Origin of the sequence: Faecalibacterium sp. Marseille-Q4164 (genome assembly GCF_017377545.1) — a bacterium.
GTDB lineage: Bacteria > Bacillota > Clostridia > Oscillospirales > Ruminococcaceae > Faecalibacterium > Faecalibacterium duncaniae.
Genome location: NZ_JAFREJ010000012.1, coordinates 54,208 through 75,986 on the forward strand (window position 1 = coordinate 54,208; position 21,779 = coordinate 75,986).

The 21,779-nt window shown below is 56.0% G+C and carries 20 protein-coding genes and 1 other annotated feature; of the genes, 7 read left to right on the plus strand and 13 right to left on the minus strand.

All coding sequences use genetic code 11. The features are described 5' to 3' along the window. Positions 1-14 precede the first annotated feature (14 nt). The 8 genes from fabG to acpP all read right to left on the minus strand — a co-directional run bounded on the left by fabG (position 15) and on the right by acpP (position 6,779). Positions 15-764: a 3-oxoacyl-[acyl-carrier-protein] reductase gene (gene fabG / locus J3352_RS10520; RefSeq protein ID WP_197036541.1), complete on the minus strand. Its 750-nt coding sequence runs from the start codon at positions 762-764 to the stop codon at positions 15-17. Further along, on the minus strand, positions 761-1,693 hold the full coding sequence (locus tag J3352_RS10525; protein WP_097771629.1) for an ACP S-malonyltransferase: 933 nt from the start codon (positions 1,691-1,693) through the stop codon (positions 761-763). Before J3352_RS10525 ends, fabG begins: the two co-directional genes overlap by 4 nt. Then, on the minus strand, positions 1,690-2,757 hold the full coding sequence (locus J3352_RS10530) for a nitronate monooxygenase family protein (protein WP_156067298.1): 1,068 nt from the start codon (positions 2,755-2,757) through the stop codon (positions 1,690-1,692). The genes J3352_RS10525 and J3352_RS10530 overlap by 4 nt, the downstream gene beginning before the upstream one ends. Next, positions 2,751-3,686 (minus strand): DUF561 domain-containing protein, encoded by a 936-nt coding sequence (locus J3352_RS10535; RefSeq protein WP_097773325.1) that lies wholly within the window; start codon positions 3,684-3,686, stop codon positions 2,751-2,753. Before J3352_RS10535 ends, J3352_RS10530 begins: the two co-directional genes overlap by 7 nt. Before the next feature lie 90 nt (positions 3,687-3,776). After that, the gene (locus J3352_RS10540; protein WP_097773326.1) at positions 3,777-4,721 is read right to left on the minus strand and encodes a beta-ketoacyl-ACP synthase 3; all 945 of its coding nucleotides are present in this window, start codon (positions 4,719-4,721) and stop codon (positions 3,777-3,779) included. Then, positions 4,718-5,671 carry an acetyl-CoA carboxylase carboxyltransferase subunit alpha gene (locus J3352_RS10545; protein ID WP_005935299.1) on the minus strand — a complete coding sequence of 318 codons (954 nt, stop codon included), beginning with the start codon at positions 5,669-5,671 and terminating at the stop codon, positions 4,718-4,720. Before J3352_RS10545 ends, J3352_RS10540 begins: the two co-directional genes overlap by 4 nt. After that, on the minus strand, positions 5,668-6,540 hold the full coding sequence (gene accD, locus J3352_RS10550; RefSeq protein WP_156067301.1) for an acetyl-CoA carboxylase, carboxyltransferase subunit beta: 873 nt from the start codon (positions 6,538-6,540) through the stop codon (positions 5,668-5,670). Before accD ends, J3352_RS10545 begins: the two co-directional genes overlap by 4 nt. A gap of 11 nt (positions 6,541-6,551) precedes the next feature. After that, positions 6,552-6,779, minus strand: coding sequence for an acyl carrier protein (acpP, locus tag J3352_RS10555; RefSeq protein ID WP_005935295.1), 228 nt, complete (start codon positions 6,777-6,779; stop codon positions 6,552-6,554). Between the two features lie 244 nt (positions 6,780-7,023). Here acpP and J3352_RS10560 point away from each other — a divergent pair, with 244 nt between their 5' ends. The 6 genes from J3352_RS10560 (at position 7,024) to J3352_RS10585 (ending at position 14,493) form a co-directional block, all read left to right on the plus strand. Next, the gene (locus J3352_RS10560) at positions 7,024-8,715 is read left to right on the plus strand and encodes a M3 family oligoendopeptidase (RefSeq protein ID WP_097773434.1); all 1,692 of its coding nucleotides are present in this window, start codon (positions 7,024-7,026) and stop codon (positions 8,713-8,715) included. A 230-nt stretch (positions 8,716-8,945) separates the two neighbouring features. Then, positions 8,946-9,404, plus strand: coding sequence for a large conductance mechanosensitive channel protein MscL (gene mscL / locus J3352_RS10565; RefSeq protein WP_005935290.1), 459 nt, complete (start codon positions 8,946-8,948; stop codon positions 9,402-9,404). 84 nt (positions 9,405-9,488) lie between these two features. Continuing rightward, positions 9,489-10,100: a recombinase family protein gene (locus J3352_RS10570; RefSeq protein WP_035394836.1), complete on the plus strand. Its 612-nt coding sequence runs from the start codon at positions 9,489-9,491 to the stop codon at positions 10,098-10,100. Between the two features lie 169 nt (positions 10,101-10,269). Then, positions 10,270-11,721, plus strand: a complete 1,452-nt coding sequence (locus tag J3352_RS10575; protein WP_005935286.1) for an MBOAT family protein — start codon at positions 10,270-10,272, stop codon at positions 11,719-11,721. 17 nt (positions 11,722-11,738) lie between these two features. Then, positions 11,739-12,887 carry a hypothetical protein gene (locus tag J3352_RS10580; protein ID WP_005935284.1) on the plus strand — a complete coding sequence of 383 codons (1,149 nt, stop codon included), beginning with the start codon at positions 11,739-11,741 and terminating at the stop codon, positions 12,885-12,887. 235 nt (positions 12,888-13,122) lie between these two features. Continuing rightward, positions 13,123-14,493, plus strand: a complete 1,371-nt coding sequence (locus J3352_RS10585) for an NCS2 family permease (RefSeq protein WP_005935280.1) — start codon at positions 13,123-13,125, stop codon at positions 14,491-14,493. An 87-nt stretch (positions 14,494-14,580) separates the two neighbouring features. Here the strand turns inward: J3352_RS10585 and J3352_RS10590 are convergent, their stop codons facing one another. Both J3352_RS10590 and J3352_RS10595 read right to left on the minus strand, forming a co-directional pair. After that, complete coding sequence (locus J3352_RS10590; protein ID WP_097773328.1) at positions 14,581-14,895, minus strand: hypothetical protein; 315 nt, start codon at positions 14,893-14,895, stop codon at positions 14,581-14,583. Between the two features lie 78 nt (positions 14,896-14,973). Beyond that, positions 14,974-15,462 carry a hypothetical protein gene (locus J3352_RS10595; protein ID WP_156067304.1) on the minus strand — a complete coding sequence of 163 codons (489 nt, stop codon included), beginning with the start codon at positions 15,460-15,462 and terminating at the stop codon, positions 14,974-14,976. A gap of 309 nt (positions 15,463-15,771) precedes the next feature. Then, positions 15,772-16,028, plus strand: a binding site (T-box leader). A 107-nt stretch (positions 16,029-16,135) separates the two neighbouring features. Here J3352_RS10595 and J3352_RS10600 point away from each other — a divergent pair. After that, positions 16,136-17,080 (plus strand): bile acid:sodium symporter family protein, encoded by a 945-nt coding sequence (locus tag J3352_RS10600; RefSeq protein ID WP_097773330.1) that lies wholly within the window; start codon positions 16,136-16,138, stop codon positions 17,078-17,080. Positions 17,081-17,295: 215 nt separating this feature from the next. On the opposite strand, the gene J3352_RS10605 is transcribed toward J3352_RS10600, so the two are convergent. The 3 genes from J3352_RS10605 to J3352_RS10615 form a co-directional block, all read right to left on the minus strand. Continuing rightward, positions 17,296-18,060 (minus strand): nucleoside phosphorylase, encoded by a 765-nt coding sequence (locus J3352_RS10605; protein ID WP_005935271.1) that lies wholly within the window; start codon positions 18,058-18,060, stop codon positions 17,296-17,298. Beyond that, positions 18,057-19,616, minus strand: a complete 1,560-nt coding sequence (locus tag J3352_RS10610; protein ID WP_242699947.1) for a recombinase family protein — start codon at positions 19,614-19,616, stop codon at positions 18,057-18,059. The genes J3352_RS10605 and J3352_RS10610 overlap by 4 nt, the downstream gene beginning before the upstream one ends. Before the next feature lie 193 nt (positions 19,617-19,809). Continuing rightward, positions 19,810-21,779, minus strand: a 1,970-nt coding sequence (locus tag J3352_RS10615; protein WP_207700503.1) for an ABC transporter permease, incomplete at its 5' end; no start/stop codon positions are given.

A 21,779-nucleotide genomic window follows, 5' to 3' on the forward strand; every position in this document is an offset into this window, starting at 1 on the left:
GAGAATTTCTCCTTTTACATTGCCATGCCGCCGTCCACACAGAGCACCTGCCCGGTGAGATAGCTGCTTTGTTCTGCGGCAAAAAACGCCACCGCGTTTGCCACGTCCTCCGGCTGGCCTGCGCGGCCTGCCGGGATGCCCTTTGCCATTTCGGTGCGGACAGCCTCCGGCAGGGCGGCGGTCATATCAGTTTCAATAAAGCCGGGCGCAACAGCGTTTACTGTCACATTGCGGCTGGCCAGCTCCCGGGCCAGGCTTTTGGTCAGGCCGATGAGCCCGGCCTTGCTGGCGGCGTAATTCGTCTGGCCTGCATTGCCCCGCAGGGCAACGACGCTGCTCAGATTGACAATCCGGCCCCAGCGCTGGCGCACCATCCGGCGGGCCGCTTCTTTGCAGCAGAGGAACGCACCCTTGAGGTTTGCGTCCAGCACAGCATCAAAGTCTGCTTCGGACATGCGCAGGATCAGGTTGTCCCGGGTGATGCCTGCATTGTTCACAAGGATATCCACCCGGCCAAAGGCGTTCACCGCCTCCTCAAAGAGCTTTTTGCAGCCCTCGGCGGTGGAAACATCGGCCTGCACGGCCACAGCCTGCGCGCCCTCGGCCCTGCAGAGAGACACGGTCTCAGCAGCGGCCGCTTCGCCGTGGCAGTAGTTGACCACCACATGGCAGCCCTGCCGGGCAAGCTGTACGCACACGGCCCGGCCGATTCCCCGGCTTCCGCCGGTCACAACGGCGGTACGGATGATGGTTTCTTCGTTCATTGTTCTTCCTTCCATGCGTTCAGAACGGTGTCCAGCTGCGCCGGGGTCTCCACCGACACACAAGTCACACCGGGCAGAGTCTTTTTCACAAAGCCAGAGAGCGCATTGCCGGGGCCGACCTCCAGAATGTGATCCACACCCAGCTCACCCAGACGGTGCAGGGTGTCCTCCATGTAGACACTGCTCTGCACCTGCCGGACCAGCAGGGCCGGGATGCTGTCGCTCTCGGCTTTTTCACGGCCCAGGCAGTTGAACAGCACCGGAACGCTCATTTCGCCAAAGGGTTCGGCGGCAAAGCGCTTTGCCAGTGCATCTCCGGCGGGAGCCATCAGACGGGTGTGGAACGGGCCGCTCACCTTGAGCGGGATGCACCGGCGGGCACCGGCCTGCTTTGCAAGCTCTGCAGCCTTGTCCACTGCGGCCTTTTCGCCGCCAATGACCAGCTGGCCCGGGCAATTGTAGTTGCAGATCTGCACACAGCCCAGTGCGGATGCCTGCTCACAGCATTCTGCAAGGGGGACCCGGTCGAGGTTCAGCACTGCGGTCATGCCGCAGTCGATGCCGCTGGCCGCGTCGGCCATGGCTTTGCCGCGGTAGGCTGCCAGCTCAATGGCCTGCTTGGCGGTGAATACACCGGCGGCTTCCAGCGCGGAATATTCGCCCAGAGAGAGACCGGCCACATAAGCGGGCTTGACCCCCTGCTCGGCCAGAACGGCGGATACGCCGCAGGCAAAGGCCACCATGCAGGGCTGGGTGTATTCGGTCTGATTCAGAACGCCGTCCGGGTCGTCGAAGCAGACGCGGTGCAGATCAAACGGAAGGTCTGCAGCGTCGAACGCGGCACGGAAAGCGGAAGATGCTTCGTAAAATTCTTTGCCCATGCCGGGGTGCTGGGCACCCTGACCGGCATACAAAACAGCAAGCTTCATCGGTTTTGCCTCCATTCGGTCACAAGTTCATCCATCAGCTCACGGACAGTGTACATCCGGTCCAGCCTGCCCACATTGGCCCCGCAGAAGAAAAGTCCTTCCTCCAGGTTGCCCTTGACCGCTTCGATCAGTGCATGGGTGATGCAGTAGGGCACCTTGGCAGGATCGCAGGTCTTCAGGCAGCGGGCACAGTGCCGGGGCGGGAAGCGTCTGCCCTCTGCCATGGCCTGCACCAGCGGCGTGTTCAGCGCCCGGCCCGGCATTCCGACCGGGCTGTGGATGATGCGCACATCCTCAGAACCTGCGTTCAGCAGAACGTCCTTGTACCCCTGGGATGCATCGCACTCGTAGGTGGTGATAAAGCGGGTGGCAAGCTGAACGCCTGCGGCACCCAGTCTGGTAAAGTGAGCCAGATCGGCCCCGGTGTACACGCCGCCCGCCACAAACACGGGGATGCTGTGGCCGAACTGCGCCTCATAGGGCTTTACCTCGGCCAGCACCTCCGGCAGGATCTCGTCCAGTGTCTGGCAGGTTCCGGAGAACAGGTCCTGCTCCGCAAAGCCGAGATGACCGCCTGCCTTGCAGCCTTCAATGACCACAAAATCAGCGGTGCGGCCGAACTCCTTGGCCCAGCGGCGCAGGATGAGCTTTGCCGCCCGCCCGCTGGAAACGATGGGTGCGATGGCGACCTCCATCGTGTTCACAAGGCCGGGCAGCTCCAGCGGCAGACCAGCACCGGACACCACAGCGTCCACGCCCGCTTCCACAGCGGTGCGGATGGCGGCGGCATAGTCCTGCGTGGCCACCATTGCATTGATGGCCACCATACCGGCACCGTTTGCGATCTGCTTTGCCTTCCGGATCTCAGCGGTCAGGGCGCGGTGGTTGGCGCTGGCCGGGTCACGGGCAAAGTCCGGCTCCCGGTAGCCTGCATCGGCGGTGGAGATACACCCCATGCCGCCGCAGGCCGCCACGGCACCGGCCAGCCCGCCCAGAGAAACGCCCACGCCCATGCCGCCCTGCAGGATGGGCACAGACAGGGTTTTCTTTCCGAGCGTCAGCATTCCTCGCTCAGCGCGTGGATACGCTGCCTCCCGCCGTTCCACAGGTCATCCAGAATGTCCGCCACAGGGCGCACCTCGTGGAGCATTCCGGCCACCTGACCGGCCATCAGACTGCCGGTGGAGGTGTCGCCTTCAAACACGGCCCGGCGCAGACTGCCCAGGGTGTACTTTTCCAGCTCCATCTTATCGGCACCGGCCTTTTCCTGCCGGACATATTCACGGCTCATCCGGTTTTTCAGAACCCGGACCGGGGAACCGCCGATGCGTCCGGTCACGATGGTGTCGCTGTCCTTGGCATTGAGCAGGGCAGCCTTGTAGTTTTCGTGGATGGGGCACTCCTCGCTCACCAGCAGGCAGGTGCCCACCTGCACGCCGCAGGCACCCAGCGCAAGGGCTGCTGCCAGCTGACGGCCATCGGCAATGCCGCCCGCCGCAATGACGGGCAGATCCACTGCGTCCACCACCTGCGGCACCAGCGCCATGGTGGCCATCTCGCCCACATGGCCGCCGCTCTCGGTCCCTTCGGCGATCACGGCATCGATGCCCAGCTTCTCCAGATGCTTTGCCAGCACAGCGGCAGCCACCACGGGGATCACCTTGATGCCCGCCGCTTTCCACATGGGAACATATTTGCCCGGGTTGCCTGCGCCGGTGGTGACCACCTGCACGCCTTCTTCCACAACGATCTGGGCAAACTCATCTGCCTGCGGGTGCATCAGCATGATGTTCACGCCAAAGGGCTTGTCAGTGAGCTGTTTGCACCGGCGGATATTTTCGCGCAGGGTGTCGGCATTCATGCCGCCTGCACCGATGATGCCCAGTGCACCTGCATTGGAGCAGGCGGCGGCAAACTCACCGGTGGCAATGTTTGCCATGCCGCCCTGGATGATGGGGTATTTCGTTCCTAAGATCTCGTTCAGTAATTTCATATGATGTTTCCAGTCAGCGGGCCGGAGTTTCTCTGTGGGCTGTCCGTTGGAATAGCCCGTTTTGAGAAAGCTGCCGGAACGCTGACGCATTCACTCTTTGTATTGCAGGATCGCGCCGCCCCAGGTCAGGCCGCCGCCAAAGCCGATGCAGGCCAGCGGTCTGCCCGGGGTCAGCTGCCCGCTCTCGGCCAGCTCGTTGAGGGCGACCGGAATGCTGGCGGCGCTGGTGTTGCCGTGGCGATCCATGTTCTTATAAAATTTTGCCGGGTCGGCCTGCAGGGCCTTGATGCAGTGGTCGATGATGCGGCTGTTGGCCTGATGGCAGACCACCCACGACAGATCCTCGAGGGTCAGCCGGGTCTCGTCCAGCACCGTGTGCAGGCACTTGGGCAGGGCATCCACGGCAAAGCGGAATACCGCCTTGCCGTCCATGGTGATGGGGGCAGAGCCTTCCCGGCTCGGCCCGCCCGCATGGAGGACATCACTGCCGCGTGCCCCCAGCGTCAACGCAAAGGGGGTATCTGCCAGCCGGAAAATGGCGGCTCCGGCCCCGTCGCCGAACAGCACGCAGGTGGAGCGGTCGGTGGGGTCCATCAGGCGGGAAAGCGCTTCGCACCCGATGACGAGGGCATACTGCCCGCCCAAAGTTGTCAGCATTCCCCGCGCCACGGCCATGCCATAGAGAAAACCGGAACAGGCAGCGTTGATGTCCAGCGCGGGACGGTTTTCGGGCAGGCCCAGCGCTGCCTGTACCTGACAGGCCACGCTGGGGGTGGCATCCGGGGCAGAAAGGGTCGCGCAGACACAGCAGGCAATGTCCGCCGGGGCAAGGCCGCTGCGGTCAAGGGCCTGCCGCGCAGCCGCAATGGCCAGTGTGGCGGCAGATTCGTCCTCGGTGCACCAGTGCCGGGTGCGGATGCCGGTGCGGCTGGTGATCCATGCGTCACTGGTATCCACCATGCGGCTCAGCGCGTCATTGGTGATCGTCCGTCCGGGAAGTGCCCCGCCGGTGGCGATCAGCTGTAAACCATTCATGCGTTCCTCGTTTCTCCGATCTGGCGGTACTTTTTATAGCGCTGATCGGCCAGCTGCCGGTCACTCATGCGGCACAATTCTTTCAGGTGGGCGCGCAGAGCGGCATCCATGCGCTCAAACAGGGCCGCGTGGCAGCGCTGGGCACCGCCCACCGGCTCCGGGATCACTTCTTCCACGATGCCGCCGCGGTACAGATCCTGCGCCGTCAGCTTCATCATCTCACAGGCCTCGCCGCTGCGGGAGGAGTCCTTCCACAGGATGCTTGCAAAGCCCTCGGGGCTCAGCACTGAGTAGACCGCGTTTTCCAGCATGAGGATGTGGTTGGCCACACCCAGTGCCAGCGCGCCGCCGGAAGAGCCCTCGCCGGTGACCACGGCGATGACCGGCACCGTCAGGCCGCTCATCTCCATCAGGTTCCGGGCAATGGCCTCGCCCTGCCCCCGCTCCTCGGCATCCTTGCCGGGGTAAGCGCCCGGCGTGTCGATAAAGGTGATGATGGGACGGCCGAATTTTTCAGCCTGCTTCATCAGGCGCAGAGCCTTGCGGTAACCCTCCGGCCCCGGCATTCCAAAGTTGCAGGCCAGATTTTCCTCCAGCGTGGAGCCCTTGCGGTGGCCGATGACCGTCACCGGCATTCCGTGGAAACGGGCCACGCCGCCCAGAATGGCCGCGTCCTCCTTGCACTGCCGGTCGCCGCGCTGCTCAAAGAAATCCGTGAACAGGGCAGAGATCGTCTCGTCGATGTGCGGACGCTCCGGGTGACGGGCCAGAAAGACCCGATCCTCGGCAGTCAGCGGGCCGCAGGAGCGCAGGATCTCGTCCTCTTCCACCGCCAGCTCTGCCAGTTCGGACGCATGGGCGGTGATGGCCTCCATGTCACTGCCACTGCCCTTCAGCGCGGCGATCTGTGCGTCCAGCGGGGCCAGCTGCTCCAAAATATCTTTTATCATTCGTGTTTCCCTCCGGCATGAAGCTGCAGGACCTGGATCAGCGTATCCCGCAGCTGACTGCGGGGCACCACCTGATCCACAAAGCCGTGTTCCATCTGGAATTCGCTGCGCTGGAACCCGGCGGGCAGTTTTTCACCGATGGTCTGCTCAATGACACGGGGGCCGGCAAAGCCGATGAGTGCCCCCGGTTCGGCCAGCATGATATCGCCCAGGCTTGCAAAGCTGGCGGTCACGCCGCCGGTGGTGGGGTGGGTCAGCACGCTGACGTACAACCCGCCCTTTGCCGAAAAGCGCTGGATGGCGGCGCTGGTCTTGGCCATCTGCATCAGGCTGAAAATGCCCTCCTGCATCCGCGCGCCGCCGCTGGCCGAAAAGATGACCAGAGGCAGGCGCTTGGCAGTGGCGTACTCCACGGCGCGGGTGATTTTCTCGCCCACAGCCGTGCTCATGCTGCCCATAAAGAACCGGCTGTCCAACACGGCTGTCACACAGGCTACGCCGCCAATGCGGCCGACGGCGGTGACAGCAGCCTCGTGCAGGCCGGTCTTGTTCTGGGCAGCGGCAAGTTTTTCCCCGTATCCGGGGAAGTTCAGCACATCCTGCGGATCAAGGTCAGCGTCCAGTTCCCGGAAGCTGCCGTGATCCAGCACCAGACTGAGCCGGTAATACCCGCCAATGGGCATGTGATAGCCGCAGTTGGGGCAGACATACAGGCTTTTGCCCCACAGGGTGCGGGCAGCGCGGCGGCCGCACTGCTTGCACTCCACAAACTGCGGCTCGTGCCAGACAGCTCCGGCATCCCGCTTGGCCTTCAGCTGGAAAGTGCGCTCCCGCATCCGGTTGGGGAGCAGATCTCGGATATCATTCATCGCATGTTTCCTCAGATATGTGCGGTGATGTAGTTGTAGATGTCACCCACGGTCTTGAGCTTTGCCAGCTCCTCGTCCGGGATGGACACACCGCAGGCATCCTCCAGCGCCATGTTCAGCTCCACGGCATCCAGGCTGTCGGCCTCCAGATCCTCGGTCAGGCTGGCCTCCATGGTCACCTTGTCCTCCTCGCAGTTCAGGGTGTCAACAACGATCTTCTTCATTTCTTCAAACGTCATGGTAATATTCTCCTTTGATTGGTTTGTATTTTTATTATCTAAAAAGTTTGAGGTTTCTTGCGAACACGACCATTATATCTGAATCGTCGGATAAGTCAAGAATAATAGCTAAAATATTTTATCTTTTACAATTCTGACACACTTTCCTCCACAGGGGCAGTTCCTCTTTTCCATTGCCCTTTTTCCCCAAACGTGCTAATATGGGTTCAGCACTCAGACAAGAAGGAACGAAAGGATGGATCCCATGAAATTCAGCGAAATGAGTTATACCCGCCCGGACATTGATGCCCTGCTGGGCCAGTGCAAGGCGCTGGCCGCCAAGGCCGCCGGGGCTGCCAGCGGCGAGGAGCTGGTGAATGTTTACTACGAGCAGAGCCGCGCCTTTGCCGATTACAGCACCGCCGCACAGCTGGCAAGCATCCACTACACCTGCGACACCCGTGACGCTTATTGGAAGGCCGAGCAGGACTTCTTTGATGCCAACGGTCCCGCCGTGGAGAACGCACGGGTGGAGATCAGCCGGGCATTTCTGGCCAACGCCCATGTGGACGCGCTGACCGAAGCCTTTGGCACCACCTGCGTGGCCGGTATGAAGAACGCCGTGCTGGGCATGGATGACCGCACCGTGGAGCTGCAGAAGGAGTACAACGCCCTTGTCAGCCAGTACCAGCAGGTGTACGGCGGCGCACTGGTCGAGTTTGACGGCAAGCAGCTGACCATTCCCCAGCTGGGCCCCTATAAGGAGAATCTGGACCCTGCCGTCCGCCGCGCCGCCTACGAGGCCGAGGCTGCGTATTTTGATGCCCACCGTGACGAGCTGGATGGCCTGTACACCAAGATCGTCAAGAACCTGAACGCACAGGCGCAGATCCTGGGCTACCACGATTACAGCGAGCTTTCCTATGTACGGATGAACCGCATCGGCTACGGCCCTGCCGAGATCCGGAAGTTCCGCGACCAGGTGGCCAGCGATGTGGTGCCCGAGCTGAAAAAGGTGATCGAGCTGCGCTGCAAGCGCACCGGCATCTCCCACCTGACCTTCTCCGACCTGCCTGTGGCGTTTCAGGACGGCAACCCCTCTCCCATCCCCGGCTACGATGCCCGGATGGCCGCCGCCCGCACCATGTACCACGAGCTGAGCCCCGAGACCGCAGAATTCATTGACTTCATGCAGGACAACGAGCTGTTCGACGTGGAGAGCCGCCCCGGCAAGATGTCCGGCGGCTATATGACCAGCCTGCCCACCTACAAGGCCCCCTTCATCTTTGCCAACTGGAACAACACCTCTGCTGACGTGGACGTGCTGACCCACGAGTGCGGCCACGCCTTTGAGGGCTATGTGGCCGAGCGTGACCCCAAGGTCCCCGCAGACCTCGAGTGCCCCGGCATGGAGAGCGCCGAGATCCATTCCATGGCCATGGAGTTCCTGACGGCTCCCTGGCACCATCTGCTCTTTGGCAAGGACACTGAGAAATACGCCCTGCTCCACGCCGAGGACAGCTTCCTCTTCCTGGCCTATGGCTGCATCGTGGACGAGTTCCAGCACAGGATGTACCAGAACCCCGACCTCACCCCGGACGAGCGCAACGCCGTCTGGCTGGAACTGGAGCACAAGTACCGCCCCTGGATCGATTTCGACAACCTGCCCTTCTATGGCCGCGGTGCCGGCTGGCAGCGCCAGCTCCACATCTATGAGTGCCCCTTCTACTATATTGATTACTGCCTGTCCACCATGGCAGCACTGCAGTTCTTCCTGCTGAGCCTCAAGGACCACAAGGATGCCTGGGAGCGCTACCTCAAGCTGGTGCGCCGCGCCGGTCTGGCCAGCTACACGGAGCTGATGCAGACCGCCGGGCTGAAGGTTCCCTTTGAGGATGGCTCGATCAAGGCCATCGCCCAGCAGATGGGCCAGTGGATCGCAGAGCATCAGGTGTAAGGCTTAACCCCCCAGGCTCGCATTCGCTCGCCAGCCCCCCTAGTAGTGGGGCCTTTGGCATATAGGAAAACTCGCAGAGCTTTCCGTAACGCCAGGGCCGCCCCTATTAGGGGCGGTGGCAATGCGAAGCATTGACGGTGGGGTTTACCTCTTGCCAAACCCGCTCTTTTCTATTATTATAGAACCAACAAGATCCCATTGCGGGGTGTGAAAAGGAGCGGTATTGCAATATGGCAGAACAAAAGATCAAGGGTGTCAAAAAGTTTTTTGAGGAGTTCAAGGCCTTTGCCATGCGCGGCAACGTGCTGGATATGGCAGTTGGTGTGGTCGTCGGCTCGGCATTCACGGCAATCGTGAATTCTCTGGTGGGCGATGTCATCAATCCGCTGATCGGTCTGTTCTTCAACAACGATTTCTCTGAAGTTGTTGTCAAGATCGGCGATGTTGATCTGAAGATCGGCTCGTTCATCAGCGCGATCATCAATTTCCTGATCGTTGCCTTTGTGCTGTTCCTGGTGCTGAAGGCCTTCAACGCCGTGTTCAACAAGAAGAAGGAAGAGGCCGAGGAAGCTCCTGCGGAGCCGACCACCAAGGTCTGCCCCTACTGCCAGAGCGAGATCTCCATCAAGGCCGTGCGCTGCCCCCAGTGCACCTCCAAGCTGGAAGGCTTCCCCGAGATCAACGACTGAGTTCCCTGAAAAAGCACAGCGCCCCCGTTCACTGTAAGATCGCAGTGAGCGGGGGCGCTTTCTTGTGAATAGGAGGTCGATTTTATAGCAAATACAGACTATGGATATATCAGGGTTAGCACGCGGGAACAGAATGAAGCGCGCCAGAAACTGGCGCTGCGCGCCTTCGGAATTCCGGAGCAGAACATTTACCTTGATAAGCAGTCCGGCAAGGATTTTGACCGTCCACAGTATCAGGCACTTTTGCGCCGCATCAAAAAAGACGATGTGCTCTATGTCAAAAGCATTGACCGGCTGGGCCGCAATTACGACGAGATTCTGGCGCAGTGGAGGTATCTGACCAAAGACAGGGAGGTGGATATCGTTGTGCTGGACATGCCGCTGCTGGACACCCGACGCGGCAAAGATCTGATGGGAACATTCCTGGGTGATATCGTTTTGCAAGTGCTCTCCTTTGTGGCAGAAAACGAGCGCTCCAATATCCGTCAGCGGCAGGCTGAGGGAATTGCTGCTGCAAAAGCCAGAGGGGTTCGTCTGGGCAGACCGCCAAAGCCGTTGCCGAAGTCGTTTTTTCTGGCGGTCGAACGTTGGAAAAAAGGAGAACTTTCCGGCAAGCAAGCCGCAGAAGCGTGCAGTATGCCTGTGAGCAGCTTTTATTATCGGGCGAAAAAGCAGGAGAAAGAGAAGCCTCTCTAAAAAGGTGTACTTTTCCGCAAGTGGTTATTTTCAGACAAACAATGATTATTATAGCACAGTTTCCTCTAAAATCTACATATATTGAGTGATTTTGCAAGCACTTGCACAGAAGTATCCTCTGTGCCGTGGATTTTAAAAAAGTACACTTTCTTGAAATCCGGAGGAATCTATGCAGTTCAATTCGTTTTTGTTCATCCTGTGCTTTCTGCCCCTTGTCCTACTGGGCTATTTTACGCTGGGGCGTGTCCATCCTGTATGGAACAAACTTGTGCTTATCGGAGCCAGCCTGTTTTTCTATGCGTATGCTGAACCGAGAACACTGCTGCCCCTTGGGCTGAGCCTGCTGGTCAATTATATCTTTTCAAAACTGCTTGAGAGCGAAAAGCTCCGTTGGCGGCGTTTTTTCCTGGCAGTACCGGTCTGCATCAATGCTGCGCTGCTGCTCTATTTTAAGTACCTCAACTTTGCAATCACCAATTACAATGCACTGTTCCATACAGAACATGCCCTGAAAACTCTGCTTCTGCCAGTGGGCATCAGTTTTTTCACGTTCCAACAAATCGCATATCTTGTCTCGGTGTACCGTAAGGAACTGCTCAAAGCAGACTTGATCGATTATCTGGCCTACATCACATATTTTCCCAAGCTGCTGATGGGCCCGCTGATGGAACCGGTGGACTTTGTGGAGCAGCTCAATGATCTTGACCGAAAAAAGATCAACTGGGACAACCTGGCCTGCGGTGTAAAAATTTTCAGCTTCGGCCTGTTCAAGAAGGTCATGCTTGCTGACACCTTTGCTGCAGCTGTCGCATGGGGGTACAGTAACCTTGGCGTGGCCACAGCAATGGACTGGCTTTTGGTGATGCTGTTTTATACGTTTGAGATCTATTTTGATTTCAGCGGTTACAGTGATATGGCTGTTGGTGTTTCCATGATGTTGAACATCGATCTCCCTATCAACTTCGATTCGCCCTACAAAGCGCTGTCTATCCGTGATTTCTGGAAGCGCTGGCATATCTCGCTGACGAAGTTCTTTACGAAATATGTCTATATTCCACTGGGCGGCAGTCGGAAAGGCCTGTTCTTTACATATTTGAACACCATGATCATTTTTGTTATCAGCGGTATATGGCATGGTGCGAACTGGACGTTCCTGCTCTGGGGCATTCTGCATGGCCTGATGATGGTATTTGACCGGATATTCGGAAAGCTGGAGGAAAAGATTTTTGAGCCTGTCCGCTGGGCAGTTTCCTTTTTCTGCGTCAATGTCCTCTGGCTGCTGTTCCGCTCAGATTCCATCGGACAATGGAAGCAGATCATCAAAACGATTGCACAGTTTAACAGCACCTCGATCAGTGAGGGTCTGCTCAACAGCTTTGTTCTACCAGAGGCAGGCTTCCTGACAGATGTGCTCCATATCGGCAGACTGACCAACGGAATGCACGGCTTCTGGATGCTGTTGTTTGTTTTTGGCTCCCTGTTACTCTGCCTTGTTCCTGAAAACAATTATAAGAAACGGATGCAGAACTCTGGTTTTACGATGTTGTTGGCGGCAGTTGCCTTTGTCTGGAGCTTTATCTGCCTGAGTGCGGAATCTGTATTCGTTTATTTCAATTTCTGAGGAGAGGGGAATCTTGCATGAAAGCAAAAACATGGCTGGCCGGATGGGCTGTTCTTGTGGTAGCGGCCCTTGGTCTGATCGGATATGAAGTCTATAAAGTCGATCCTTATTTTCATTATCACAAGCCGGATACCAGCGCCTATTACTATGTGCTGAACAACCAGCGCAGCCAGAATGACGGTATCAGCAAGCACTTTGATTATAACGCCTTGATCACCGGAACCTCTATGACGGAAAATTTCAAGACCTCGGAGCTTGATGAGATCTTCGATGTCCACTCTATCAAGGTTTCCTATTCCGGCGGTTCCTACAAGGAGATGAACGACAACCTGAAAATTGCCCTGCGGCATAACCCGAACCTGAAAACCATTGTCCGCTGCCTGGATATGGGCTTTTTCTTCGATTCCCCGAACCGGATGCGGGAGGATCTGGGCAAATATCCGACCTATCTTTATGACGAAAACCCGTTCAATGATGTCCAATATGTGTATAACAAAGATGTGCTCTTTGGCCGTGTTTATGCCATGATGAGGCAAAATGATGCACCGGGCTTTACCCCGGGCATCACCTCGTTCGATGATTACGCGAGATGGAATCAGTATTATACGTTTGGCATCGACACGGTGGCACCGAACGGTCTTGTCTATACTGTTCCTGCCGAAGAAAAGCATCTGACCGAAGAGGAAAGGCAGACGATCACACAGCAGATCACGCAGAACGTAACTTCATTGGCCGACCAGTACCCGGATGTGGACTTCTACTATTTCTTCTCACCATACAGCATTGCGTGGTGGAACAGCATCACCAATGAAGGAACTCTTTACCGGCAGCTGGAAGCAGAACAGTATATCATTGAACTGATTCTGGAGCATCCGAACATTCATCTGTATTCGTTCAACAATGATACCGCCTTGACCACAGACCTGAACAACTATAAGGATACGATTCACTACGGTGAATGGGTCAACAGTGCCATGCTCCGGTGGATGCACGATGGGGTAGGGCTGCTGACGAAGGAAAATTATCAGGACTATCTCAAGGCAGAGCGTGCATTCTATGCCAACATCACAGAAGAGAATATTACCCGCCTGAATGCGCAGCCTGATTATGCCGACGACAAGACTGCGGAATATCTCATGGAACACAAAGTGAGCAGTATGAAATGACACTCAAATCTTTCTCCGACATGCACAAACTCTATGACCGGAAAGAAAAATTTCCATAAAACGCCAAAAAGCCCTCGGATAAGTCATACCTATACAAGAAAGTTTGAACTTTTCGTGAATTTTCTGTGTTTCGACCATGGACAGGTAGGAACAGTTCTGCTACAATGGGAGCTGTTCTTTCCGCCGGTTCCCACGCGGCGGTTTTTGTTTTTACTATAACACAGGAGGAACTTTCATGTTAGAAAAGATCTTTCACCTGAAAGAAAACCACACCGATGTCAAGACCGAACTCATGGCGGGTGTCACCACCTTTATGACGATGGCCTACATCCTTGCGGTCAACCCCAGCATCCTCTCCGCTTCTGGCATGGATGCCAATGCGGTCCTGATCGCCACCTCGCTGGCATCGTTCGTTGGCACTGCCCTGATGGCTCTGCTGGCCAACTATCCGTTCGCTCTGGCTCCCGGCATGGGCCTGAACGCCTACTTCTCCTACACGGTCGTCCTGACCATGGGTTACAGCTGGCAGCTGGCCCTGATGGCCGTTTTTGTGGAGGGCATCATCTTCATCGTGCTGAGCCTGACCAATGTGCGTGAGGCCATCTTCAACGCCATCCCCATGACCCTGAAGAGCGCTGTCAGCGTGGGCATCGGCCTGTTCGTTGCTTTCGTCGGCCTGCAGAACGCAAAGCTGATCGTGAACAGCGATTCCACCCTTGTCACCTATCAGCACTTCAAGGGCGAGACCTTCCACAGCATCGGCGTGGGTGCGATCCTCGCTCTGGTGGGCGTGCTCATCACCGCCATCCTGCTGGTCAAAAAGGTCAAGGGCGGCATCCTGTACGGCATCCTCATCACCTGGGTGCTGGGCATCCTCTGCGAGCTGACCGGCATCTACATCCCCAACCCCGATGCCGGCATGTACAGCGTCATCCCTACCAGCTTCATCAGCTTCGATTTCTCTGCTCTGGGCAAGACCTTTGGTCAGGTGTTCAAGACCGATTTCTCCGGCGTGGGCATCCTGAACTTCTTCGCCGTGATGTTCTCCTTCCTCTTCGTTGACCTGTTTGATACCCTGGGCACCCTGATCGGTGTTGCTTCCAAGGCCGACATGCTGGATGAGGAGGGCAAGCTGCCCAACATCAAGGGCGCGCTGATGGCCGACTCCATCGCCACCTGCGCCGGTGCCGTGCTGGGCACCTCCACCACCACCACCTTCGTCGAGAGCGCTTCCGGCGTGACCGAGGGCGGCCGCACCGGCCTGACCTCCATGACCACCGGTGTGCTGTTCCTGCTGGCCGTGGTGTTCAGCCCCCTGTTCCTGACCATCCCCAGCTTTGCGACCGCTCCGGCCCTGATCATCGTTGGCTTCTACATGATGGGTTCTGCCCTGAAGATCGAGTTCGACGATCCTGCTGAGGGCATCCCCGCATTCCTGACCATCCTGGCAATGCCCACTGCATACAGCATCTCTGAGGGCATCGCCATCGGTGTCATCTCCTGGACCCTGCTGAATGTCCTCACCGGCAAGGCCAAGGAGAAGAAGATCAGCCCCCTGATGTATGTGCTGACCGTTCTGTTCATCCTGAAATACGTCCTGCTGTAACAGGCATTTGCAGCAAACAGAAAGCCCCGGCTCCGGCCGGGGCTTTCGTGCGTTTATTGGTTCCTGTGCGGGTGGGGCGGGCAGGGTTCAGCCGCCGAACAGCCCGAAAAAGCTGGTGTGCGTCATGCCCAGCACCAGAAACAGAAGAATGAGGGCAAACAGCACCCCAATGATGATGTCCATCTGGTGGACCGTGAGGGGGAATTTGTCGTAGAGCTTTTCCTTGGGGTTGACGAAATTCGGGTCGTTGTTGTCCAGCAGAGTCTTTTTTCTCTCAGCGCTCTGGGCTTTGGCGGCGGCAAGTTCTGCCTGCTCCTTTTCCAGCTGGGCCTCCCGCTGGGCAAGCAGTGCCTCACGGCGGGCCAGCTCTTCCTCCCGCTGGGCCTGGTTCATTTCTGCCATGGTGGTATCCTCCGGCGTTTTTTCTACCAGTATACCATAGAATTGTGACAGAAAAAACTCCTCCCGCAAAAAGCGGCCTTATTCCGCCAGCAGATCCTCCACCACAACCATCAGCTGGGACGGATCGAGCTGGCACGCGGTACAGCGCGCGGCCAGGCGAAGGACCCGCACCGGGTCAACGGAGACATCTGAGATGAACCGCAGTTTTCGGTGTCGTCCGTGAGATGTAGAACACGCGGCGATGCCAAAGGATGTATACGCACCACACGCGGGATGATAAAGTCGTTCCATAACACAATGATACCAAAACACACCAATCACCTCTCTATCAAAATTGTCACGCCGCTTTGAAACGGCTGCGTGAATGCAGGTTCGCTGCCCACAAAATGTTCTGACAAAATTTATATACCATCTCTTGGCATCAAAATAAACAGCCAAAATTTCAAAATTTGGCGGCGTGTTTTGCATGTCCGGTGAAACCGGTGGTGCAGTAAAAATACGAACCGGAAAATGGAAATGAATATTTTTACGGAATATCGTAGAAAATTTTTGGAAAATCAACTTCACGCAGCAACAGATGAAAGAATGTTCCACAGAAAGCCGAAAGCATAAAAGAAAAATCTTTGCCGCAGCTTAACCACTTTTTGATAGAAAAAGTTGCGAAATCGGTCGTAAGATCGAGCTTTCTGGTATATCACTTGTTCGCTGTGCGGATAAGGCTGCTTATTCTGCTTTGCCTCCGCATCGTCTGCCGCAGACCCCGGCACTGCCCTTGCCTGAACCACTTTCACTCCGGATGCAAACCAGATGAAAAATCCGACGGGCCATATCACTTGACTTTCCCCTTGCAGGGGAGTATACTCCGGGGCAGTGAAATATTCGGCTATGACGAGAAAGAGTACCCGGAAAGAATGCTGCAGAGAGCTGCCGGATGGTGCAAGGCAGTGCAGGGTGTCCGTGGGAAGATCCTCTCCGAGCTTTCCGGCTGAATGGGCGGCATCTGCGCCCCAGTAAGCGGGAACGGCAGGCCCCTGTTATCACGGGCCGCGCATTGTTGGATGCGCACTGAGGGGCCGGGCTTTGCACCGGCAATAAGAGTGGTACCGCAGAGGATCTACGCCTTTGTCTCTTACAAACCGTAAGGGACAAAGGCGTTTTTTGTTTGCGGGAAAGCCATTTTCCGGATGTTTCATTGCCTTTGCATCCGCAAAAATCAGGACCTGGAAAAGGAGAGTTTAACATGAAAACACTGGAAAAAGTAAGCGATTTTGTAGGCAAGTATATGGCTGCCATCGTCATTGTGGTAGCGGCACTGGCCCTGTTCTTCCCCGGCACATTCAGCGTGGTAAAGACCGCGTGGGTCAACACCCTGCTGGGCATCGTTATGTTCGGCATGGGCCTTACCCTGAAGCCGGAGGATTTCAAGGTGGTATTCAGCCGCCCGAAGGACGTGATCATCGGCTGCATCGCACAGTTCACGCTGATGCCCTTCCTTGCATGGGCGCTGACGCAGGTGTTCCATCTGCCCACTGAGCTGGCCATCGGTGTCATCCTTGTGGGCACCTGCCCCGGCGGCACCTCCTCTAACGTGATGACTTATCTGTCCAAGGGCGACGTTGCACTGTCCGTTGGCATGACTGCTGTTTCCACCGTGCTGGCTCCGTTCCTCACCCCGCTGCTCACCCTGCTGTATGCCGGTCAGCGCGTGGAGGTGAACCCCGTGAATATGTTCCTGTCCATCGTCAAGGTGGTTCTGGTTCCCATCGCACTGGGCTTTGTGGTCAATCACTTCTTCCAAGCCTTCACCCAGAATGCCGTCCGTGTGCTGCCGCTGATCTCCACCACTGCCATCGTGCTCATCATCTGCGCCGTTGTGTCCGCAAACTCCGCTAAGATCATGACCAGCGGCCTGCTGATCCTGGCCGTGGTCATCCTGCACAACCTGCTGGGCTACCTCACCGGCTTTGGCGTGGGCAAGCTGCTGAAGCTGGACTCCACCAAGTGCCGTGCAATTTCCATCGAGGTCGGTATGCAGAACTCCGGTCTGGCCACTTCTCTGGCCGCTGCCCACTTTGCACAGTATCCGCTGGCAACCATCCCCGGTGCTGTGTTCTCTGTGTGGCATAATATTTCCGGTGCTGTCCTTGCCAACTTCTTTGCCCGCACCGCAGAGAAGAAGGACTGATGGTTCGTAAGAACCTTGAACGCTCGGAGGCTTCCGTTATAATTTTCGATCTGCTGAACTTATAATAGCAAAGGCAGGATACCACCATCATGGTGATACCCTGCCTTTGCTCATTTACCGTTCGGTTGCTGCGGTAAACTTCAATAAACAAAAAAGTACCCGAACCCTTTTCGTAAAGAATCGGGTTCGGGTACGAACTGTATGGTGGTGAATCGTCACATGGTGATAAGAACATTGATGCAAAGCTCCAGCGCTTTCCGCAAAGAGCCCTTTCCCCAATCTCTCTCATCATGGACATAAACATTCGCAAGGGAATCGGCAGTGTAGAGAATCTGGCCAAAGACTGCACCACGCTTCTGGGCACAGGCGGCCAGTGCAGCACACTCCATTTCAACTGTGGCACAGCCCTCGGATTTGCGATATTCTACCATATCTCGTGTTTCTCGGAAAAAACCATCCGTTGTCCATGTGATACATTTTTGAAACGGAATATTCAACGCACAAAAAGTCTGCTCAATGGCTTTTATTGCGGAAGGCTCCAAATCAACAAACCGAGCGGCTGGAAGATAATGATACGAAGTGCCTTCATCGCGCATCGCCCTGATTGGAATCAAGAATTCGTTTTCGTCCAAATCGGTCAGCACTCCGCAGGAACCGGCTGCAATAATTTTTTTGCATCCGCAGGAGATCAAAAAATCCAGAAGCTGTGCAGCCGCGGCAGCTCCCAGCGGTGCCTGACACAGGCAAAATTCCAGCCCATTTTGATGGACGATATAAACAGGATAGCTTTTTGTAATGGTTTCAAAGTGTTCGGCAATGACTGCATCCATTTCAAATGCGTAATCATCAATCACATCACCCAGAAAACCAAACACACATTTTTCCGGAAGGACGAGCTGCTCTGCGCCATGATTGGGCCTGATGACCTCAATCGAATCAAAATCGTATTCAAGAATGGGAAGATCATGTTTTTGTATCATGGAGAATTTCCTCTTCCTGCAAATTGCTGCACAAAATAAAAATACCCGAACCCTTTTTCACAAAGAATCGGGCTCGGGTACGAACTGTATGGTGGAGCATTCTCCACAGCACTCGAACCCAACACCTCTTCACGGGAGATGGTTTTGGAATCGTCCGTGAAGTTGAAATTGAGCACGACCCGGTCATCAAAGACGTAGACCGAGTTGACAAAGGTATCAATGATCTGCCGCTGGTGTTCCATGTCTCTCATGTCACCCTTGCGGAATTTCTCAAACCAGAACCGCATCCATTCGCGGGTCAGGACTGGCTTTTTTAGTTCTTCTTCCAGAATGCTGGTGTTCAGGGCTTCTTTCCGGGCTTCCAGTTCGTCCAACCGCTGCTTGGTGGTCGGGGTCAGGATGCCCTGTTCAATGGCTTCCAGAAGATTTGCCAGCCGCTTCTCCGTATCCCGGAGCTGGTCTTTCAGGACAGGCAGCCGGGTGTTCTCCTGCTGCTGGGCATCCATAATCAAATCTATCAGCCGTTCGATGATTTCATCACTGAAAATTACCTTGATGGCGGTCTCCACCACGAACCGTTCCAGCGGTTCCTTGCGGATGGCTTTCAGGTCGCAGTGCGCCTTGCCGTGGCGTTTGGCTTTGCCGCACTTGTAGTAATAGTAGGTGTTTCCCATGTGGCTGGTGCCGCTCTCGCCGCCCATGAGCGTACCGCACTTGCCGCAGAACAGTTTAGTGGTCAGCAGATAGCTCACATCCTCTTTCGCAGGGCGACCGTGGGCGATCTTGTTCTGCTCGAAACGTTGCTGCACCCGGTTGAACAAGTCCTCATCCACGATGGCGGGAATGCCGCCCGGTGTCACGATGTCCTTATATCGGTATTCACCTATGTAACGGCGGTTCCGGAAAATCTGGAAGAAGCTGTTCTTCACGAACGGCTTCCCGGTGCGGGTGCGCAGCCCTCGCTCATTCAGGGATGCTGCGATTTTCTCGGCAGGCTCGCCGTTGGCGTACCGGGTGAAGCTCTCCTGCACAATGGGAGCTGTCTCCGGGTCGATATGGTACAGCCTGTCCTCCTTGCCAATGGTGAAGCCCAGCGGAACGATCCCGCCGTTGTACTTGCACTGGAGTGCATTTTCGCGCTCACCGCGCGCTACTTTCAGGGCGAGTTCGGCGGAATAGTATTCCGCCATGCCAATCAGCATACTCTCCACCATAATGCCTTCAGGCCCCTGCGAGATGGGTTCCATGGCAGACACCAGATGGACACCGTTCTTTTCCAGCTGGTACTTGTAGTTCACGGCATCGAACCGATTCCGGGCAAAGCGGTCGAGCTTCCAGACCAGAACCACATCGAAGATTTTCTTCGCGCTGTCCTTGATCATCCGCTGAAAGTCCGGGCGGTCATCCGTTTTGGCAGAGTAGGCGCGGTCAATGTAGGTGCCGACCACGGTGATACTGTTCTTCTCGGCGTAGTCCTTGCAGTCGCGCAGCTGCCCTTCAATGGACGCTTCGCGCTGGCTGTCAGAAGAATAGCGGGCGTAGATTACGGCGGTCATAGCAAGCACCTCACTTTACACATCATTAAACGGCGAACGGTTCTTTTAAAATGTAGTTTCGTATAATATATACCATATTTTACAACGGTTTGCAATGGGAAAATCAGCGAACCGCATTTAATTCTTTTCGTAAATCAGATGCCCACCGACCTATGGTTTTCGCCATAAGCTGGTGGGCATCTGTTGTTCTGGTTTATAATTCACTGATGGTTGCAGTAATGGGCTGCATGAGGATTCGCCTGACCGGGTTATATACTGCCAGCACCACAGCCGCCAGCACGACTACGACAATCACGGCAAGACAGCCCCACGGCACCTGCCACGCTGCACCGAAATAATGGGTAATGAGCCGGGTATACAGCATCCGGTTCAGCACAAGACCCAGCGCAATGCCCACCACAAGGCCGGACACCGCATAGGTGCCAGCTTCGGCAGAGATCATGCGTTTCAGCTGTGCATCATCCATCCCGATGGCACGCAGGATGCCATACTGCTTCATTCGTGCCGACACGCTCATGGAAATGCTGTTGATGATGTTCAGAATGGTGATTCCTGCAATCACGATGAGAAACGCATAGACCACCAGATGGAACGCCCAGTAGGTGCTTTGTATCATCCGATTTCCTTCGATTCGGTTGGAAAAAACAACCTGCTTGTTTAACGTGTCGCTCAGCAGGGTGTGTATTTGTGCAATGGCTGCGTCTGCTGTGGTATCTTTTAGTTGAATATCGATCACCGCATAGCGGTTCTGCCCGGTCAGCTGATGGAAGGTTTCTTCGGTACAGATAACAATCGGGGAATCGGTACTGCTGAACGGGCTGTCGTCCAATACACCCACGACTGTGAGCTTTGCATCCTCCAGCTGAATGGTATCCCCTACGGTCAGGGAGTTGCTTTTGTCGAATACCGTCAGCACAGGGTATGTGCCATCCTTCGGCTCCTGCGGAAGGGTTCCGCCGATTAGGTCTTTTTTCGCCCAGCCAAACTGTATCGTATCGTATGAAATCAGGTCGATGGACCCCTGTTTTCCCTGATATTCCGCCGGGAGCGGGCAAAACATCCGCCCGAATGCGTGTTTGACTTCCGGCAGAGCTTCCAACTGCTCCACCAGCACCGGGTCAAGGACATTTTGCCCGGATGTTTCACCCACCGATAAGTCCGGCGCGTAGGGCTGCAACGGATTCAGCGCAAATCCAACCCATCGAAGCAAAACCGAAAAGCTCAAAAACAGGAGAATGCTTAACGCAAAGGAACCTGTCATCAAAAGCAAGTTCTTTTTGGACGAGGTTGCATGGCTCACGCCCAAAGAAAGCTCTGCACGACTTCCAAACAACCGAGCATGACACGGAGAATCCGCTGCATTTTCCACCGCATTCCCAGTTGCTGCTGTGATCGGAGAAGCTTTTGCCGCCCGCCGTGCCGGAGAAGATGCCGCGAACCAAACCGTGATAAGTCCCAGCACGGAACCACAGATAATACCGACCGGGCTGATGCCAAGCACTGGTAAAGAGCTGAACTCCTCGCCGATAAATCCACGCAGAAAGGAACACAATCCCCATGTGGAAACGATTCCCAGCACACATCCTGCTGGAACAGCAGTTTTACACCAGAAAAGAGCTTCCAGCCGGACAAGCATCCGAACCTGATTTTTTCCTGCCCCAAGACAACGCAGCATTCCATAATAGCTGGTACGCTGCGCTACATTGCTGTTGATGCTGCCTGTGATCATAAAAATTCCGGCAAGGACGACCATGCCAGCCAACACAGCCGCTACCGCATATAAGCCTACAATATAATCGTTGTTGCTGCTTGCGTTCAACGCCATCAGGTAAGTATTTTCGGAGATCTTTTCTTCTGAAATTCCGTACTTGTTTTCAATGTTCACAATGGACTGCCGCAAATTGGTATGTGGCTTGAACTGGATGAAATACTGTGTTTCAAAGGATTCTTCTACCTGTGCGGCAATCTGAGAAAATGTACTGCGGTTCATCACCAGCACAACAGCATCATACTGGTTCGCATCGGAGGTATCCTCATTGAAACCTGCGACAGTAAGTGAAATGGTCTGTCCATCCGGGAGCGTCAGCGGAATCGCCGTACCGACCGTGACATCCAGCCAATCCCGGATGTTTGCTGTCACGAGCACTTCGCCATCCGCCGGGG

What these genes read in the sequence shown, in the direction of transcription:
- J3352_RS10535 (WP_097773325.1), bottom strand. Translation starts at nt 3,686, where the DNA reads ATGAAATTACTGAACGAGATCTTAGGAACGAAATACCCCATCATCCAG.
- mscL (WP_005935290.1), top strand. Translation starts at nt 8,946, where the DNA reads ATGGCAGAACAAAAGATCAAGGGTGTCAAAAAGTTTTTTGAGGAGTTC.
- J3352_RS10590 (WP_097773328.1), bottom strand. Translation starts at nt 14,895, where the DNA reads ATGGCAGAAATGAACCAGGCCCAGCGGGAGGAAGAGCTGGCCCGCCGT.
- acpP (WP_005935295.1), bottom strand. Translation starts at nt 6,779, where the DNA reads ATGACGTTTGAAGAAATGAAGAAGATCGTTGTTGACACCCTGAACTGC.
- J3352_RS10525 (WP_097771629.1), bottom strand. Translation starts at nt 1,693, where the DNA reads ATGAAGCTTGCTGTTTTGTATGCCGGTCAGGGTGCCCAGCACCCCGGC.
- J3352_RS10575 (WP_005935286.1), top strand. Translation starts at nt 10,270, where the DNA reads ATGCAGTTCAATTCGTTTTTGTTCATCCTGTGCTTTCTGCCCCTTGTC.
- J3352_RS10610 (WP_242699947.1), bottom strand. Translation starts at nt 19,616, where the DNA reads ATGACCGCCGTAATCTACGCCCGCTATTCTTCTGACAGCCAGCGCGAA.
- J3352_RS10600 (WP_097773330.1), top strand. Translation starts at nt 16,136, where the DNA reads ATGAAAACACTGGAAAAAGTAAGCGATTTTGTAGGCAAGTATATGGCT.
- J3352_RS10540 (WP_097773326.1), bottom strand. Translation starts at nt 4,721, where the DNA reads ATGAATGGTTTACAGCTGATCGCCACCGGCGGGGCACTTCCCGGACGG.
- J3352_RS10530 (WP_156067298.1), bottom strand. Translation starts at nt 2,757, where the DNA reads ATGCTGACGCTCGGAAAGAAAACCCTGTCTGTGCCCATCCTGCAGGGC.
- fabG (WP_197036541.1), bottom strand. Translation starts at nt 764, where the DNA reads ATGAACGAAGAAACCATCATCCGTACCGCCGTTGTGACCGGCGGAAGC.
- J3352_RS10580 (WP_005935284.1), top strand. Translation starts at nt 11,739, where the DNA reads ATGAAAGCAAAAACATGGCTGGCCGGATGGGCTGTTCTTGTGGTAGCG.
- J3352_RS10545 (WP_005935299.1), bottom strand. Translation starts at nt 5,671, where the DNA reads ATGATAAAAGATATTTTGGAGCAGCTGGCCCCGCTGGACGCACAGATC.
- accD (WP_156067301.1), bottom strand. Translation starts at nt 6,540, where the DNA reads ATGAATGATATCCGAGATCTGCTCCCCAACCGGATGCGGGAGCGCACT.
- J3352_RS10585 (WP_005935280.1), top strand. Translation starts at nt 13,123, where the DNA reads ATGTTAGAAAAGATCTTTCACCTGAAAGAAAACCACACCGATGTCAAG.
- J3352_RS10605 (WP_005935271.1), bottom strand. Translation starts at nt 18,060, where the DNA reads ATGATACAAAAACATGATCTTCCCATTCTTGAATACGATTTTGATTCG.
- J3352_RS10560 (WP_097773434.1), top strand. Translation starts at nt 7,024, where the DNA reads ATGAAATTCAGCGAAATGAGTTATACCCGCCCGGACATTGATGCCCTG.